The 15,331-nt window shown below is 46.6% G+C and carries 10 protein-coding genes; 6 read left to right on the top strand and 4 right to left on the bottom strand.

Annotated features, from left to right (window positions below):
* Positions 1-143 precede the first annotated feature (143 nt).
* Both NLX82_RS23020 and NLX82_RS23015 read left to right on the top strand, forming a co-directional pair.
* Positions 144-1,364 carry a stalk domain-containing protein gene (locus NLX82_RS23020; protein ID WP_053324438.1) on the top strand — a complete coding sequence of 407 codons (1,221 nt, stop codon included), beginning with the start codon at positions 144-146 and terminating at the stop codon, positions 1,362-1,364.
* A gap of 94 nt (positions 1,365-1,458) precedes the next feature.
* Positions 1,459-2,136, top strand: coding sequence for a hypothetical protein (locus tag NLX82_RS23015; RefSeq protein WP_023986615.1), 678 nt, complete (start codon positions 1,459-1,461; stop codon positions 2,134-2,136).
* A gap of 93 nt (positions 2,137-2,229) precedes the next feature.
* On the opposite strand, the gene NLX82_RS23010 is transcribed toward NLX82_RS23015, so the two are convergent.
* The 3 genes from NLX82_RS23010 to bglX form a co-directional block, all read right to left on the bottom strand.
* On the bottom strand, positions 2,230-3,234 hold the full coding sequence (locus NLX82_RS23010; protein WP_023986616.1) for a LacI family DNA-binding transcriptional regulator: 1,005 nt from the start codon (positions 3,232-3,234) through the stop codon (positions 2,230-2,232).
* Between the two features lie 162 nt (positions 3,235-3,396).
* Positions 3,397-6,837, bottom strand: a complete 3,441-nt coding sequence (locus tag NLX82_RS23005; protein WP_023986617.1) for a GH36-type glycosyl hydrolase domain-containing protein — start codon at positions 6,835-6,837, stop codon at positions 3,397-3,399.
* 25 nt (positions 6,838-6,862) lie between these two features.
* Positions 6,863-9,025: a beta-glucosidase BglX gene (gene bglX / locus NLX82_RS23000; protein ID WP_081326317.1), complete on the bottom strand. Its 2,163-nt coding sequence runs from the start codon at positions 9,023-9,025 to the stop codon at positions 6,863-6,865.
* Between the two features lie 603 nt (positions 9,026-9,628).
* On the opposite strand from bglX, the gene NLX82_RS22995 reads away from it, so the two are divergent.
* From NLX82_RS22995 to NLX82_RS22985, 3 genes are read left to right on the top strand one after another with little or no spacing between them, the layout of a single operon-like run.
* Positions 9,629-10,882: a sugar ABC transporter substrate-binding protein gene (locus NLX82_RS22995; protein WP_034094959.1), complete on the top strand. Its 1,254-nt coding sequence runs from the start codon at positions 9,629-9,631 to the stop codon at positions 10,880-10,882.
* Positions 10,883-10,918: 36 nt separating this feature from the next.
* Positions 10,919-11,803: a carbohydrate ABC transporter permease gene (locus NLX82_RS22990; RefSeq protein WP_023986621.1), complete on the top strand. Its 885-nt coding sequence runs from the start codon at positions 10,919-10,921 to the stop codon at positions 11,801-11,803.
* Between the two features lie 18 nt (positions 11,804-11,821).
* The gene (locus tag NLX82_RS22985) at positions 11,822-12,676 is read left to right on the top strand and encodes a carbohydrate ABC transporter permease (RefSeq protein WP_023986622.1); all 855 of its coding nucleotides are present in this window, start codon (positions 11,822-11,824) and stop codon (positions 12,674-12,676) included.
* Positions 12,677-12,772: 96 nt separating this feature from the next.
* Here the strand turns inward: NLX82_RS22985 and NLX82_RS22980 are convergent, their stop codons facing one another.
* Positions 12,773-13,348, bottom strand: a complete 576-nt coding sequence (locus tag NLX82_RS22980) for an RNA polymerase sigma factor (RefSeq protein WP_256253386.1) — start codon at positions 13,346-13,348, stop codon at positions 12,773-12,775.
* A gap of 227 nt (positions 13,349-13,575) precedes the next feature.
* Between NLX82_RS22980 and NLX82_RS22975 the strand changes: the two genes are divergently transcribed.
* Positions 13,576-15,318 carry an ABC transporter ATP-binding protein gene (locus tag NLX82_RS22975; RefSeq protein ID WP_254349119.1) on the top strand — a complete coding sequence of 581 codons (1,743 nt, stop codon included), beginning with the start codon at positions 13,576-13,578 and terminating at the stop codon, positions 15,316-15,318.
* Positions 15,319-15,331 lie beyond the last annotated feature (13 nt).

Below are 15,331 nucleotides of genomic sequence, written 5' to 3'. Positions count from 1 at the left end.
GAGGTTTCAAAAGATTTAAATGGGGTTTAAAGTTAGATAGGCGGGGAAAAGTTGCTTTTTGCGATTAGGTGTAACTATATAAGTTACATAAAAGAAAATTGTCTTCCATATTTTATTTTATAGGTTGAGAGGGGTTCACATTCATGAAAAAACATACGGTTACTGCTGCACTCGCTGGTTTGCTTGTTCTGTCTTCTGCTGTACCGGCTTTAGCAGCCGAGGTAAAACCTACTACGGGTATTCAGGTTTGGGTAGATGGCAAGAAGGAGGCTTACAAAATTGCGCCTATCGTGAGAAATAAGCAGGTCTTAATTCCCTTGAGACAATTGGCCTCCAGTTTGGGAATTCCAATGGATGCCAAGCATATTACGTTCAATACGGCGCGACAAAGCACGACTATCCGATATGATCAGGCGACGGTTGTACTGGTGTCAGGCAGTCCGGAAGCGCAAATCAACGGGATTAAGGTACCGCTATCCACCTCGACCCTATTGACCAAGCAAGGGGTAACTTATGTACCGGTTGATGTCGTCAAAGAAGCATGGGGCAAGCAAGTGATTTGGGACCCGGCTAGCCAAACGGTGCAAATCGGGGTGAGTAATAAGGATAAGGTCGTTGAAATCGTGAAAAGCTTTGAAACCGGAGATACGAAAGCGGCCGAGACCTGGATCAGCAAAGATCAGTACATTCAGCACAATCTGAGCTTTGCCAGCGGAAGAGATGCCTTGCTGCAAGGAATTAGCCAATTGAAGCAAGCTGGTACAAAGGTTGAAATCCATCGTGTGCTTCAGGATGGGAATTTTGTAGCTGTTCATTATAAAACGACAATTGCAGGTAAATCAAGCATTGTCTTTGATATTTTCCGCTTCGATAGCAATGGTAAAATCGTTGAGCATTGGGACAATATTCAGGACTCGGCTCCAGCTAATCCAAGCGGACGTACAATGATTGACGGAACAACACAGATCACGGATCTCAACCAAACTGAGACGAACAAAACACTGATCCGCAAGTTTGTGGATGATGTCCTGGTTGGCAAAAATCGTGCTGCATTGGAAAGCTACTATAACAGTGATCATTACATTCAGCATAACCCTCTTTTTGGTGACGGTGTATCCAATTTGAAGCAAGCATTTTCCGCAGCGGGAAGCCAAGGAGCTTCTTTTGGATATGGTCAGGTTCACATGGTTATTGGAGAAGGCAACTTCGTGTTGGTTGTGAGTGAATTGACATCATCTAAGGGAACTTCAGCCGCTGTCTATGATCTGTTCCGGGTAGAGAACGGTAAGGTAGCAGAACATTGGGACGTAGTTCAGGAGGTTCCAGCTAAAACAGAGTGGAAAAATACAAACGGTAAGTTTTAAAAAAAGTGAGTTTGGGGTATGGCCTGATTGGCACGCTTTCCCAACCGTCCTGTTCCTGTTAAAATGATGCAAACATATAACAGGGGGTTGAACGATGGAAGGCTTGAAGCAGCGTGTGGGCTGCCTGCATGCACATCACTCGAACATAGCCTATGTGGAACGAGCTTTTGCTTCTTATGAGGTGGAGCTGATACATTTTGTGGACCCTGGGCTTATGCGCCGGATCTCGTCAGACCCGCATTTTTCTGCGGACGATGCCAGTCGCAAGGTAGAAGAGCAACTAAGTTGGATTGCCCAAAGCGACATAGACGTTATTTTGATAACGTGCACGAATTATATCGTTTTGGCAGAAAAGGCTCAATTGACCATGTCTACACCAGTAATTGCGCTGGATGAGCCCTTTTTTCATGAGATATGCGATGATTTGCTGCCACGGACCTTGGTATTCACGAATCCGGCTACTGTAGAGGGAACGATGAAGCGTCTTTATCATACGGCTGCTCTGTTAGGCAAACCAGATATCTCTTCTTGGATGGAGATTAAGGTGGTGGAGGACGCTTTTCAACTGATTATGCAGGGACGTGAAGACGAGTATAAGGAATTGCTGGTCCGTTCGCTGTATGAGCTGAGGAAGGCTGATCCAAGCAGAGGTCTGGCTGTAGCACAGTTGTCTATGGTTGATGCTGCGTTACAGGTGGAGCTGGAGACGGGGGAAATGATTGGCAATCCCTTACGGTCGTTGACGAATTTAATTGAGGATTTATTAGGTTAAAAAAGTATAACTAAAAGAACTTCCAACCCGTGTTCTGGGACTATGGAAGTTCTTTTTTTGAGGCTGGCGAGCAGGTTACTTCTGCGTTGTTCATCACAGATTCTGTTGATCTGGGGTGATGAATGCTGCGCCTGCCGATTCTCTTTGGACAAGCGTAACGTATAAACGTTCATGCTCCACGTCTTCCCCCGCAATGATTTTGAGAACTTGTTCGGCAGCTACAGCGCCCCATTTACGTTTGGAATAGTCAATCGTTGTCAGACGGGGCTGAATATATTGCGCCAGCTCGATATTATCAAAGCCGACGATATGAATATCCTTGCCAATTGTCAGTTCTGATTGAGCCATTCGATTGTAAAAGCCCACTGCCATTTCATCATTGAGACAAAATACGGCTACAGGTTCCGAACCCGGGCCATCTTGTTGCCGCAAAATGATTTCAGCCGCCTGTTCGCCACCCGATTTCTCAAAATCGCCGTCAATTTCGATCATTTCAGCGACGCCGCTACGCTCAATGGTCTGCTTGACCGCCTGCATCCGTTGCCATGAATCGTAAGAACCTTCTGGTCCGGTAACCACATATAGCTTACGGTGTCCCAATTCCAATAAATGTTCGATTGCGAGAGCGGCGCCCGCTTTGTTATCCAGCAGCACCTGGTTAATGTTAGGATGATTCAGTTCACGGTCCAATACGACAATTTTATGTCCTCGCTCGGCATAGTTCAGTAGCTCCTGACTTTCAAACGTCTGATCCAGCACAATGGCGCCGTCGATCATGCGTTCCGGCAGCATTCGGTGAGATTGCTTACCGCTGCATACGATGAGATCATAACCCTTGCGGTTCAAAATTTCCTTGATGCCGTACAGTAAATCTCCATAAACGTCTCCACGAAAATCAGTCAGGAAAACGCCAATAATTTTGGTCTGCCTTTTCTTGAGATTACGTGCGGCGGCATTGGGCACATAGTTAAGCTCTTTGGCAATCGCTAAAATACGTGCGCAAGTTTCTTCTGTTACCTTATCGCTACCATTCAAGGCATATGAAACGGTAGATATGGAAACGCCCGCCTGTTTGGCGATATCTTTAATGCTGACCACATCGTCACCTCCTTGTCGTCCGTCTTATAATTGCTATTGTATATTCATTATTAACCACATATCTATTCCAAATGTCGTAGTTCTACACATAAGCAGCAAAGGGCGATCCCGCAAGATCGCCATCCCTTTGTTGCCTATACCAGATTTAGCATCAAAAACTCTTTATAAAATAATCTCCAGACGGTGTACACCGTCATGTTCTGCTAAGGCCTGCTCGAAAATCTCACGTTTGATGCGCAAGGCACCAGAGCGGTAGCGATTATCATCGGCTGGCACGCTTTCCAGTGGTGTCCCGTTCAATACTGCACGGCCTTGCTCACTACCAGTACGCTCTTGCAGCATGCGGTAGACGAAGGTAATTGGTTTTCCTGCAAAGGAAAATTCAAATTCCAATCCGTCGAGATGATCCGGCAGCACAGGGTCCAGGATCAGGTCTTCGCCCGATTGACGAATACCAAGGACATTCGATATGAGCTGATTCATGTAGATTCCCGGACCGCTGGAATAGATTCTCCAGCCGCCTTTGACGGGTATGGCTCCTTCACGCAGTTCACCAAACCGTTCCTGGGCTTCATAGCGGGTGTTAAATTTACCGTCCGAGCTACTGAAATAGGCGTTGCTTTGGCGCCATTCGGCATTCGGTACGGACGCACGGATGCCGACCGGATTGATGAGCTTCAAGCTGTGCCAAGCGTCATCCTTGCGTCCCAACTTGGCCATCGCTTCCGCAAAGCGGATATGGGCATGCACATATTGCAGCCCGACCTCACGTCCAAAGTTGGCCGCTTGCTCTGCACGCTTGAAGTGCGAGCTCACACCGCCATCATACTGTGCAGGGCGGTTCATCAAACGCACACCATCCGGGCAGAGGAACTGCTCACGGATGAGCTGCTCATGAGCCAATGCTTGTTCAGGCGTGAGCAGCTGGCTGATCATGCTGCGTGTCATTGGCAGCAACCGATAATGGATTCCTGTCTCGGTGTCAGACGGATGGAGCATCAGCTTAGGTTGGCCGGGCTCTTCCATATACACGAAGCCCGGAATAATTCCGCTCTCCAGCATGTAGCGGTTAAAGTCTTTACGGATGCCATTAGCCATTTGATGTAGATCTTGTGCAATCTTGTCGGCTTCGCTTACTACACCCGCGGGGGCCTGCTCCAAAGCAGCAGCAAAGTTACTAATAACTTGGTAGGTGAGTGCAACCGTCCAGCTGCTCGCCATGTATTGCTTCAGCTGAGCATTGGCTGGCTGGAGGGTATCATCCCAATCGCCGTCGCCATAGGCCGACAAATACGTATCATGAAGGAAATTCTCCCGAATATATTCGATTTCCTTCAGGGCATGTTCCATGAGAGTCGCGGTCTGCTTGGTATAATCGAAAGTATGCCGATGGGTGTAAGGTACATTTTCTCCCAGAATACTGTAATCACGGGTAGCGGTCAAATAGTCGCCCAGTACCTTGAGCGGCCAGACGATAATATCCCCATGGCTTTCTTCTTGCTGCACGTGAGTATAGTTGTCAAACATAAACCATTGCGGCCAGTTTCCGCTGTCCTCGTACTGATGGCTGAAAACAGTCAGCAGAATGGAACGAACCTCGTCGAACTTTTGCGTAGCTGAGAAATATTCCACAGGCCCCTGACACACATCACGTGTTCCCCAGGCTGCACCGCCGTATTGCTCCAGACCGTGAGGCACAGAGTAGTGAACGAGCATATTGTGGGTGTACCACCAAGCCACTGCGTTCACACGGAATAGCTCACTCGTTTCATGTTGACCCAGCGACAGATGGAAACCGTTCATAAGCTCGGCAAAATATTCCCGATAGCGCTCGCGCTCATCTTCAAAGGAAGCGTGACGCTCTTTGTGCGCTGATTCTTGCCCGGCTGAAAGCCCATTCAGCCAACCCTGCACGGTGCAGGTCCATTCGCTGCTGTCACCCAGCTCCAGCACGACTAGGGACGCATCAGCGGAAGCTGTACCCTGTAGCAGTACGTGAGCGTCGCTCACCTGCTGTAATGGAGCGCCCTCGACGTGCATTCGGTACAGCAGGTCTGGATAGGCTTCGGCACTCAGGGAAGCAGAGTCTGCCCGGAAGAGCAGGGCGTCACCTTCATGTTCCATATGAAACGGAAGCTCATATTCGTTCACATGCATAGACATTTGCTGAGTGATGAGGAACGGATAGGTTTTGCCGCTTGCCGCACGCATATGAAGCCGTACTTCTGGGCTATCAGCATTCGTATGGTTTGTAATAATGAATGTATCGTCAGCCGTTTTGTAGTACCAGCGCACATAATTAAAGCCAATCTCGAACAGGGAAGGCATCGTGAGCAGGCGGTATTTCCCTTGGATTCCGACATAGATACGCTGACCGGATGTCTTGGGAATATTGAGCGCATTACGCGCGTTGGTGATCATTTTGTTGAAGTTTGTATTGCCGATCACGAGCTGGGAATTGAACACCCCGTACATATAGGAGGTGGTTGTAATGGTTTCTTCCTTGCCTCCTGAGTAATGCCCGCCCATTAAAATGTGCCCATGGGGACGCTCTACACGAAGCTCTTTGGATTTGAGTACGACATGCTCATAGCTGTCCGTGAAAAAGGAAAGTAGTTCATCGCCATCCCGTTCTTCTTCCTGCCGTTTCGGGAAAAGTTGATTCACTTCGGCAGCGGTTAAGTCCAGCGTGCGCAGCGGCTCACCGATGGTTTGAGCTGGAGCCACACGCCCTGCCTGAAGATCACTTGCCGCGTGTGCCGGTATACTGGTCTCGGAAGCGTCCGCTAGAACGGTAGCTACTTCGTCACGTGCCTTTGTCACCAGCTCCTGATACTCCAGCTTTGTCACTGCGGCTGGATGATTGGGCTGGAACAGACCGTAAAAAGTAAAGCGAGCTTCCCCTGCAAGTTTCACCCGCTCAGATTGCAACGCGGTATAGGCGAATTCGTATTGGTACACTTCATTGGCGAGCGAGTCACGATGGAGTGCTTCCGGCTCATTCGTTTCTTTGTACGAAAGTCCAAAGAACTGAAATCCGTCAGTCGAGTAACCAACAGTGCGGGTTAACGAGCCTTGTTGAATGTATGGGAACGCCTGACTTTGAGGCTGGTTTTGACGTGAGCAAACGGTGTAGCCTCTTTGTTCATCATGGTAGACGGTGTGGTCAATATATTGAGACAAATAAGCTTCATTACTGCGCACAGCGGCGGTATCGGCAATGCCAATATCCTGACCGTACACGACATCTGCTTCCACGTCATCGCCCTGTAGGGTTACATCCCAGAACCATACTCCCAGGCGGCTTAGCGTGAAGGTCACCTGATAGCCTACACCAGCGGTGAAACCCTCCCAAATAATCTGCTGATCCGTTTGTCGGATGACTCCCGGTGAGCGAATTCCAAGCAGGGGAGTGATACTTACACCGGACGGACGGTACAATCTCAAGTACAGATTGTTCAAGGAACCGTCGACTGAATTGGTCAACAGTTGGTTGATCATCGTTGAGCCGTGGGCGATCTTATACACATCACCGCTGCTCAAGAAGGTAAAAGACAGGTCGCCAGCTCGCAGCAAAATATTTTGATCCAGACTTGTATTCATCAAAGGGAACGCCTCACTTTCCTGTTTATTTCATTAACCGAAAACGGCTTTCACTAGTATCTCGGCTGTTAGGTCCTGTAAAGACGGCAAATTCACCGCTGTCACTACTGAAGCTCAAATCTGCATGATGATAGCGCAGCTGAGGCTCGGTCAATGCAAATTCAACTTCCCGGCTTTCTCCTGGGGCAAGAAGGACTTTGCAGAAATCTTTCAGTTCTTTCATTGGACGAACCGTATCACCGCTGATATCACGAACATAGAACTGGACGGTTTCCTCGACCGGACGTGTTCCTGTGTTCGTTACCTGCACTTTAATGGTCAGTTCCTGACCAGGTATAAGGGTATCGCCGGAAAGCTGTACGCTGTCATAGGCTACATCGGTGTAACTCAGTCCATAGCCGAACGGGAATAAAGGTTCGTTTGGTACGTCTAGATATTGGGACACGTAGCGTTCTTTTGTATTCGGATCTAACTGCGGGCGTCCCGTATTAAAATGATTGTAGTACACGGGCACCTGTCCGACCGATTGCGGGAATGACATGGTCAGGCGACCCGTAGGTTCGGCATCACCGTACAACAATTCGGCAATCGCCGCGCCGCCTTCACCACCAGGGAACCAGGCTTCCAATACGGCGTCTGCTTCTTCAATGACACCGTGCAGATCCAACGGACGACCATTAAATAATACGGCTACCATAGGCTTGTTCAGCGTCTTCAGGCGCTTCACTAGTTCCAACTGGGCTTGTGGCAGGCGAATATTGGAACGGCTGCCTGCTTCACCACTCATATCGGAGCGCTCACCAAGCGCCAACACGATAACCTCTGCTTGGCTGGCTGCTTGCAGAGCTTCCGCATATTGCTCCTCAGTTATATCGTCGATAGAGCAACCTGCCGCAACCGTGAGCAGCGAGGAGGATATTTTCGATTGGAATCCGTCAACAACGCGAATAGCTTCCTCCTGTGAACCACTCCACGACCAAGAGCCCAGGATATCACCGCTCTCTGCAAAAGGTCCGATCAACGCAATATGTTGATTGCGATTCAATGGAAGAACGGAATCATTTTTGAGCAACACGCAAGATTTAATAGCTAATTCTTTGGCAACCGTACGGTGAGCTTCGCAGAACACAACTTCACGTTCACGCTCAGGGTCTGCGCCGCGTAGCGGATTTTCGAACAAGCCCAGCTTTTGCTTGAGCTTCAATATACGCATCACGGCTTCATCAATGAGCGCTTCATCCAGTTGTCCGCTGCGAACCAGCTCAGGCAGATGCCCGTTATAGCAGGAGGTCATCATTTCAATATCTACGCCAGCCAGCAGTGCTTTCTTCGCTGCCTCGCGCTCATCCTCGGCGATGCCGTGAGGGATAAGCTCCTTGATGGCGGCCCAATCCGAGATGAGCACACCATCAAAGCCCCATTCATCACGAAGCAAATCACGCATCAGGCGCTTATTGCCCGTTGCGGCTACGCCTTCTACGGTATTGAAGGACGTCATCACCATTTCGCAGCCTTCATCTAAAGCAGCTTTGTAGGAGGGGAGATAATACTCTCGCAGCTGCCAGGCGGATACATCTACAGTGTTGTAATCCCGTCCGCCTTCGCCAGCTCCATATGCGGCAAAATGCTTCACGCATGCGGCCACCCGGTCGGTATCGTTCGTCAGATCTTTACCCTGAAACCCGCGCACAAACGCACGAGCAAATTCGCTGTTGAGGTAAGGGTCTTCCCCTGTAGATTCCATCACACGGCCCCAGCGCGGGTCACGCACCAGATCGACCATAGGAGCGAATGTGACGTGAACACCGGATACAGCCGCCTCGCGGGCTGCAATGGTAGCGCTCTCTTCTGCAAGTTGCATATCCCATGAGCAACCAATGGCCAGCGGGATAGGGAAAATCGTTTTGAAGCCGTGTACAATATCTGCCATAATTAAAAGCGGAATACCCAGACGATTTTTACTCAAATGAGCCTGCTGAACACGAATCGCTTCCTTGGCCCCTGCGATACCAAGCACGGAACCGACGTTATGGACATTTTCCTCTGTGATGCCGAGAGAAGCCATGGGGCCAGTAATTTGACTATCCGTTCCCGCTTCTTCAAAGAAGGCACCCACAAGCTGTAGCAGTTGATCGACTTTTTCTTCAAGCGTCATGTTTTCTAAATAGGAATTCAGTTGTTGTTCCATCATAATCCTCCATAAGCTGTATTGTTGGTGGACAGCTCTTTTTTTTCAGATTCATGAGATTTTTTGGATAAAATTGATTCAAAAAAGTGCTGAACAGGCTAATAGCTAGTATAGAAGCATAATATTCTGTCGTATTATTAATCGAAACGTTTCTATTGTTGAACTCAGTTGGATTATATACGCTTTCAAATGGAGAGTCAAATCCAATTCAGGGGGTTTTCATAGGCTAAATAACGTAATAAAGATGATATAAACGAAAAAAAAGTCGGGATTCTGAGCGAATAAAATATAATATTCCTATTGAATACGGTTTCAATTTGTTCTATAATGACTATCGAAACGTTTCTATTGACGGGTATGGTCCTTGTGCTTTGAACATAAGTGTTATAGCGGTATGCTTTAATCGCTATGTATTTACATGCATCAGGATTTTGCAAGATTCGATTCCAGTCGCTCCAAAATGCAATATATAGATGAACGAGACCATTTCGTTCTATATATTGTTCATTGGAAGTCGCTAATTGTATTTTCGCAAAATCCTCGTATTTGAATCCGTTATCATATTGCATGATCGGTAAACCGATCATCTCGGGAGGAATTCGTATGATGAAAAGAACGTTGGGGATCATTTTGGCAAGCACCTTATTACTGGGGGGCGCGCTGGTAGGTTGTTCGTCCAAGGATGATTCGTCCGGTAAAGATGCGAACGGCAAGACGACCATCACCATGTGGGGCATGGGAGCGGAAGGAAAGCTGCTGCCTGAAATTGTAAAAGATTTTGAGAAAGAAAATCCAGATATTCACGTCGATGTACAGGCGTTACCTTGGGATAACGCTCACGATAAATTGCTAACGGCTGTTGCCTCGAAGTCTGGTCCGGATGTGGTCCAATTGGGCACGTCATGGGTACCGGAGCTTGCGTCTGCGGGTGCATTGACGGATATTACCCCTTATATCAGCAAGTATCCTGAACTGGAATCGAAGAATTTCTTCGAGGGTGCTGTAGGTACGACAAAATTTGAAGGGAAACCGGTCGGTGTGCCTTGGTACACTGAAACGAGAGTTTTGTTCTATCGTTCCGACCTACTGAAACAAGTCGGATATAATGAAGCACCTAAAACGTGGGAAGAGCTTTCCGATGCTGCCCAAAAGCTGGCGGCTCGGGGCAAAGGCAAATATGGTATCTCCTTTAGTGCAAAGGAGCAGTCTATGGGCTTTATGTTTGCTCTCCAGAACGGTTCCAAACTGGTTGACGAGCAGGGCAATCCGTTGTTCAACCAACCACCGTTTGTAGATGCTGTGAAGTATTTGAATACTTTTTTCCAAAACGGCTCTAACGCAGTGGATATTGGAATTGACTCTGTTCAAGGTTTACAAGGTGATGGTATCGTTCCAATGTTTATCAGCGGTCCTTTTATGATTAAAGAAATCAAGAGCAAGGCACCAGAACTGGAAGGTAAATGGAATATAGCGGAGCTTCCTGGCAAAGTAAACAACCTGTCCGTTTTGGGTGGAGCGAACCTTTCAATTATGCAATTCAGCAAGCACCCAGAGGAGTCGGCCAAATTCATGGCTTACATGAGTAAACCAGAAACGCAGCTGAAATGGATGGAACTGTCCAGTAACTTGCCTGCGGCTACTAAATCGTGGGAAGACGCCAAGCTTAAGAGTGATCCGATGCTTCAAACGATTCGTAAACAGCTGGATCATTCCGCAGCATTACCGCAACTGGCAGCATGGGAAGAGGTTTCTCAACAATTCATCAAGAGCTTTGAGCGTGTTTACCGTGGTCAAGCCGACGTACAGAAGGAAATGGATGACTTTAATCAGCAGGCTGCAAGTATTATGAAAAAATAATGATCCATATCCGCCATTGTCAAAGGGAGTGAAGGCATGAAAGGAAGCTCGCAGAAGCTTGCGCCATACTTGTTTATCGGTCCCTCCATCATCCTGTTGACGCTGTTTTCGCTGTTGCCGATTCTACTGGCGCTCGTAATCAGCTTCACGGATATGGATCTGTCAGGACTCGTTAATTATGAAAGTATTCGCTTTATAGGATTGGAAAATTACACGAACGTGCTTTTGGACCCTTCCTTTATAAAGTCCCTTGGTAATACCCTGTTCTTCGTCATCATCGGTGTTCCGTTGGTGCTGATATTTTCGCTTAGCATCGCGATTCTGATTAACATGGGTAAATCACGTGCTTTCAAAGTATTCCGCGTTGTGTTCTATCTACCGTCCGTAACGAATGTGGTTGCGGTCGCAGTCGTTTGGAGCTATCTATATAATCCGACGCTTGGATTATTCAACTATGTACTTGGTTTAATGAATTTAGGTCCCGTCCCATGGCTGACCGATCCAACAGTAGCGAAGGTTTCGTTGATTGTGTTGGCAGTTTGGCGGGGCATCGGCTTAAACATGATTATTTTTATTGCGGCTATTAAAGGGATTCCGGGTTCTTATTATGAAGCGGCTCAGCTTGACGGTGCCAATACATGGCAGCAAATTCGTTATATTACGCTTCCGCAGCTTCGTTACGCTATTTTCTTCGTGTCCATCACGACGATGATTGGCTGGCTGCAATTTTTCGAGGAACCGTTTGTCATGACTAAAGGGAAACCGCTCGATGGCACGCTGACAGCATCCCTGTTCATTTACAATAACGGCTTCCAATTTAGTAAATTCGGGTATGCCGCGGCGGGATCGTTCATTCTGTTCTTCGCGATCATCGCGGTGACGCTGATTCAGTTCCGTTTGCAAAATAAAGCGGAGTCCTGATAGAGAGAGGTGATGAACGTGAAAACAGCTGTTCAGCAAGCCCGCGCCAATACGCGCAGTGGTGAAAAAACATTTCAATGGTTCGTGGCGATTCTCCTGACCGTGGGAGGTCTGTTGATGGTGCTGCCTTTTGCGTGGATGATATTATCCTCCTTTAAGACAGAGGGTGAGGTAACCAAAATTCCTCCGACCATCTGGCCGCAGCATTTTACACTGGATAATTTTAAATTACTATTCGATAGCATGGCTTTTGGAACCTATCTGACGAATACGCTGATCATTGTTTTAGCTTCCTTCTTCGGATTATTCCTGAATGCCATGGCAGGTTATGGCTTTGCCAAATTCCAATTTAAAGGCAAAGGGTTTCTATTCTACCTGGTACTGGCAACGATGATGATTCCAGGTCAAGTGACGATGATTCCCGTCTACTTGATCCTGAACCAGATGGGATTGACCAATTCCATGCTGGGGATTGTCCTTCCTGGATTGGTAGGCGCGTTCGCGATCTTCCTGTTCCGGCAGTTTATGTCCGATATCCCGGAAGAATTGCTGGAGGCGACACGTCTCGATGGAGCAGGGGAGTTCCGTACTTTTCTGCAAATCGTATTGCCTATCTCGACACCAATTCTGGCAGTACAGGCCATTTTAACCTTTATTGGTGGATGGAATAGCTTCCTGTGGCCGCTCATTATTGCGAACGATGAGAAGCTGTACACCTTGTCCGTCGGGCTGTCACTGCTCAAGGGGCAGAACGAAAGTCAATTTGCTCTTCAAATGGCAGGCTCGACCTTCATGGTCGTTCCGATCATGATTATCTTCATTGTTTTCCAAAAGTATATTATTGAGAACTACACGATTTCGGGGATTAAGTAATAGTGTAGTATGAATACAAGTCATAGTCACAAGAACGAACAGCGGAGCTTCTCTTTGGGAGAGGGGCTCCGCTGTTTTTGCTGTACATAGATATATTTATATATGAGTTAGACAATATTGATGGGACAATGTACGAAGTTTTCTTTTCAGTCTATAGATTCGAGTCGTTGTAGCCGTAACCGAAATATTATATTTGGTAGCGAGCAAGGGCACAGACAGTTGTCGACAAAAGTAGTCTTCATAGAGTGTATATTCATTGTTGGAAAGCTGCATTAGAATATTAACGATAACCGTATCCACATCTCCCAATCTACGATTTTCCCACTCCTCCTCTACCGAATTTGAAAAACTACAGATTTTCTCACATTCAAGCGTAGTTTCATGCTTTTTTTGTGTATAGTAGCACCTAAATGATTTATATATAAGATTTTTAGCCGTAAGGTACAGCCAACCCTTTACATTGGGGTGATGTTTGAGCTTGAGCAATTGCTGTCTTGCCGCTACAAAAGTATCTTGTGTACATTCTTCTGCCATAAATGTAAAGCAAGACTGATTCTTGATTAAATGCATACAGAAACGATATACCTCACTCAGATAAAGTTCACAAATTTTTCTGTAAAAGCATCTGGAACTACCTCTGCACTGATCCTCTTTGCAACAGTCGATAACCATCGTAGTCGGCATTGTTCAAGCCCCCTTTGGACGGATAAAAAATAAATGATTTTTGTATGTGCCAATCATATACATTAATTCCAATTTTCAAGAATGACATAAATCATATTTAATCTCGTAAATGTGGAATTACTAGAACAGTTAAAAGATATTTTAAAGTGATTTTGATTCTGATACGGAATTAGTTAATAGGGGGAGAGGGTGCACCTGGTGAAAGGGGGGGAAGGATGAAAGAATCCATAGTATATAAACGTTTGGCAGCAACATTTAGACCTTATCTGAAGACGGTCACTATCATTTTGATATGTCTCATCCTATCAGCGGGCTTGAATATATTATTGCCTTTAACAAGCAAGATTATTGTGGATCAAGGTCTCCTGAAAGGGAATATGCAGGCTGTAATCCTGTACACTTCTGCTGCGTTTTTAATCGTTTGCTTGGATAAGCTGCTGAATGTGTGTAAAGAAACCTTTCGGGCAGGCTTAAGCGCACAGGTTACCTTTTCATTATTTGAAAAGGCGTATCTGCATCTGACAAGAGTACGAATGAGTTATTTTAACCGAACCAATGAAGCGGAGCTGCTGAACCAAATTGGCACGGATGTAGGCAATGTATCGAGGATCACAGATAGTGGAGTATTTTTTGTCATTATGCAGGCGTTCAGCATGATTGGTGGTTTATGTGGTTTGCTGCTCATTAACTGGAAAATGACTGTAATCGTGCTGTGCTTTTTACCCATCAAATATGTTGTGGTGAAGTATTTTGTGAAGCGTAGAAAAAAACTGGTGGGGGATTTAATTGAAGGCAGTAGTGATTTTGCTCAGTGGTTTGGGGAATCTGTCGGGGGCATGAAGGAGCAGCGAATGTTTGGTCTTATTCCACATAAGCATCAGCAGTTCTCATCCAAGCAGCGTCGAATTGTAGAATCAGAACGAAAATTATCACTTCTGGACGCCTGGAATATCGCTTCGGAATCTATTTTAATTCAGCTTCTAATGATGTTTTTGTACGTTGTGGGTGCTAATCTTATTTTTCGTTTACAGCTTACTGTAGGTGGGATTTTTGCCTTTGTTTCTTACAGTGCTTATGTTACCACTCCTGTTTTCGCTATTTTAAACATTGGCTACATGCTGGCTGAAGTCGTTCCCTCCGCCATTCGATATTATCAGTTCTTGGATTGGGCAGAGGAAGAAACATCTAATTCAGTCACTCCAGCGTCTTTACTAACTGAGCCGCCATTCGAAGATCACATTGCATTTCATAATGTTTCTTTTTCCTATACCAAGGACGAACCCGTACTGCCCCACGTGAGCTTTAGGATTGCCCGAGGGGAAAAAGTAGCTATCATTGGAGCAAATGGGGCAGGGAAGTCTACGTTGCTGGATCTGATTATGAGATTCAGCCAGCCTGATCAAGGGATAATCACTTATGACGGCATTGACATCCAAAGCTATGAGATAGATGAGTATCGAAGTCAAATAGCTTTGGTCAGTCAGCAGGTGTATTTATTTGATACTACTATTTTTGGCAATATCCGCATAGGCACAGAAGTCACTAATGATGCAATAGAGGCCATTATCGCGGAGGTTGGTCTGGAAGAATTGGTTCAGAACTCGGCAGATGACTTCCCTATAGGCTCGAATGGCTCCAGATTGTCGGGTGGGCAAAGACAGAAAATTGCTATGGCCCGGGCATTGATCAGGGAAGCGCCATTGTTTATTCTCGACGAGGTGACCTCCAATCTAGACACAGCAGCTAGGCTAAATGTTCAGCAATTGTTGAAGACCCGGTTGCGTGAAAAGACCGTAATCATCGTTACACATCGCAGCGAGATACTAGCGCATGTTGATAGAGTTATTTTGTTGGAGAACGGCGAACCAGCCCAAATAGGATCACACTCCCATTTTATGACCTGTCATGCAGAATACAGAGGATGGGTATTAGGGGAAGAAGAGGTCCCCATAAAATGATGAAAAAAACAAA

This window comes from Paenibacillus sp. A3M_27_13 (assembly GCF_024213315.1).
GTDB lineage: Bacteria > Bacillota > Bacilli > Paenibacillales > Paenibacillaceae > Paenibacillus > Paenibacillus polymyxa_B.
Note: the sequence above shows the minus strand (reverse complement) of the source record. Positions and strands in the feature narration are given on the sequence as shown.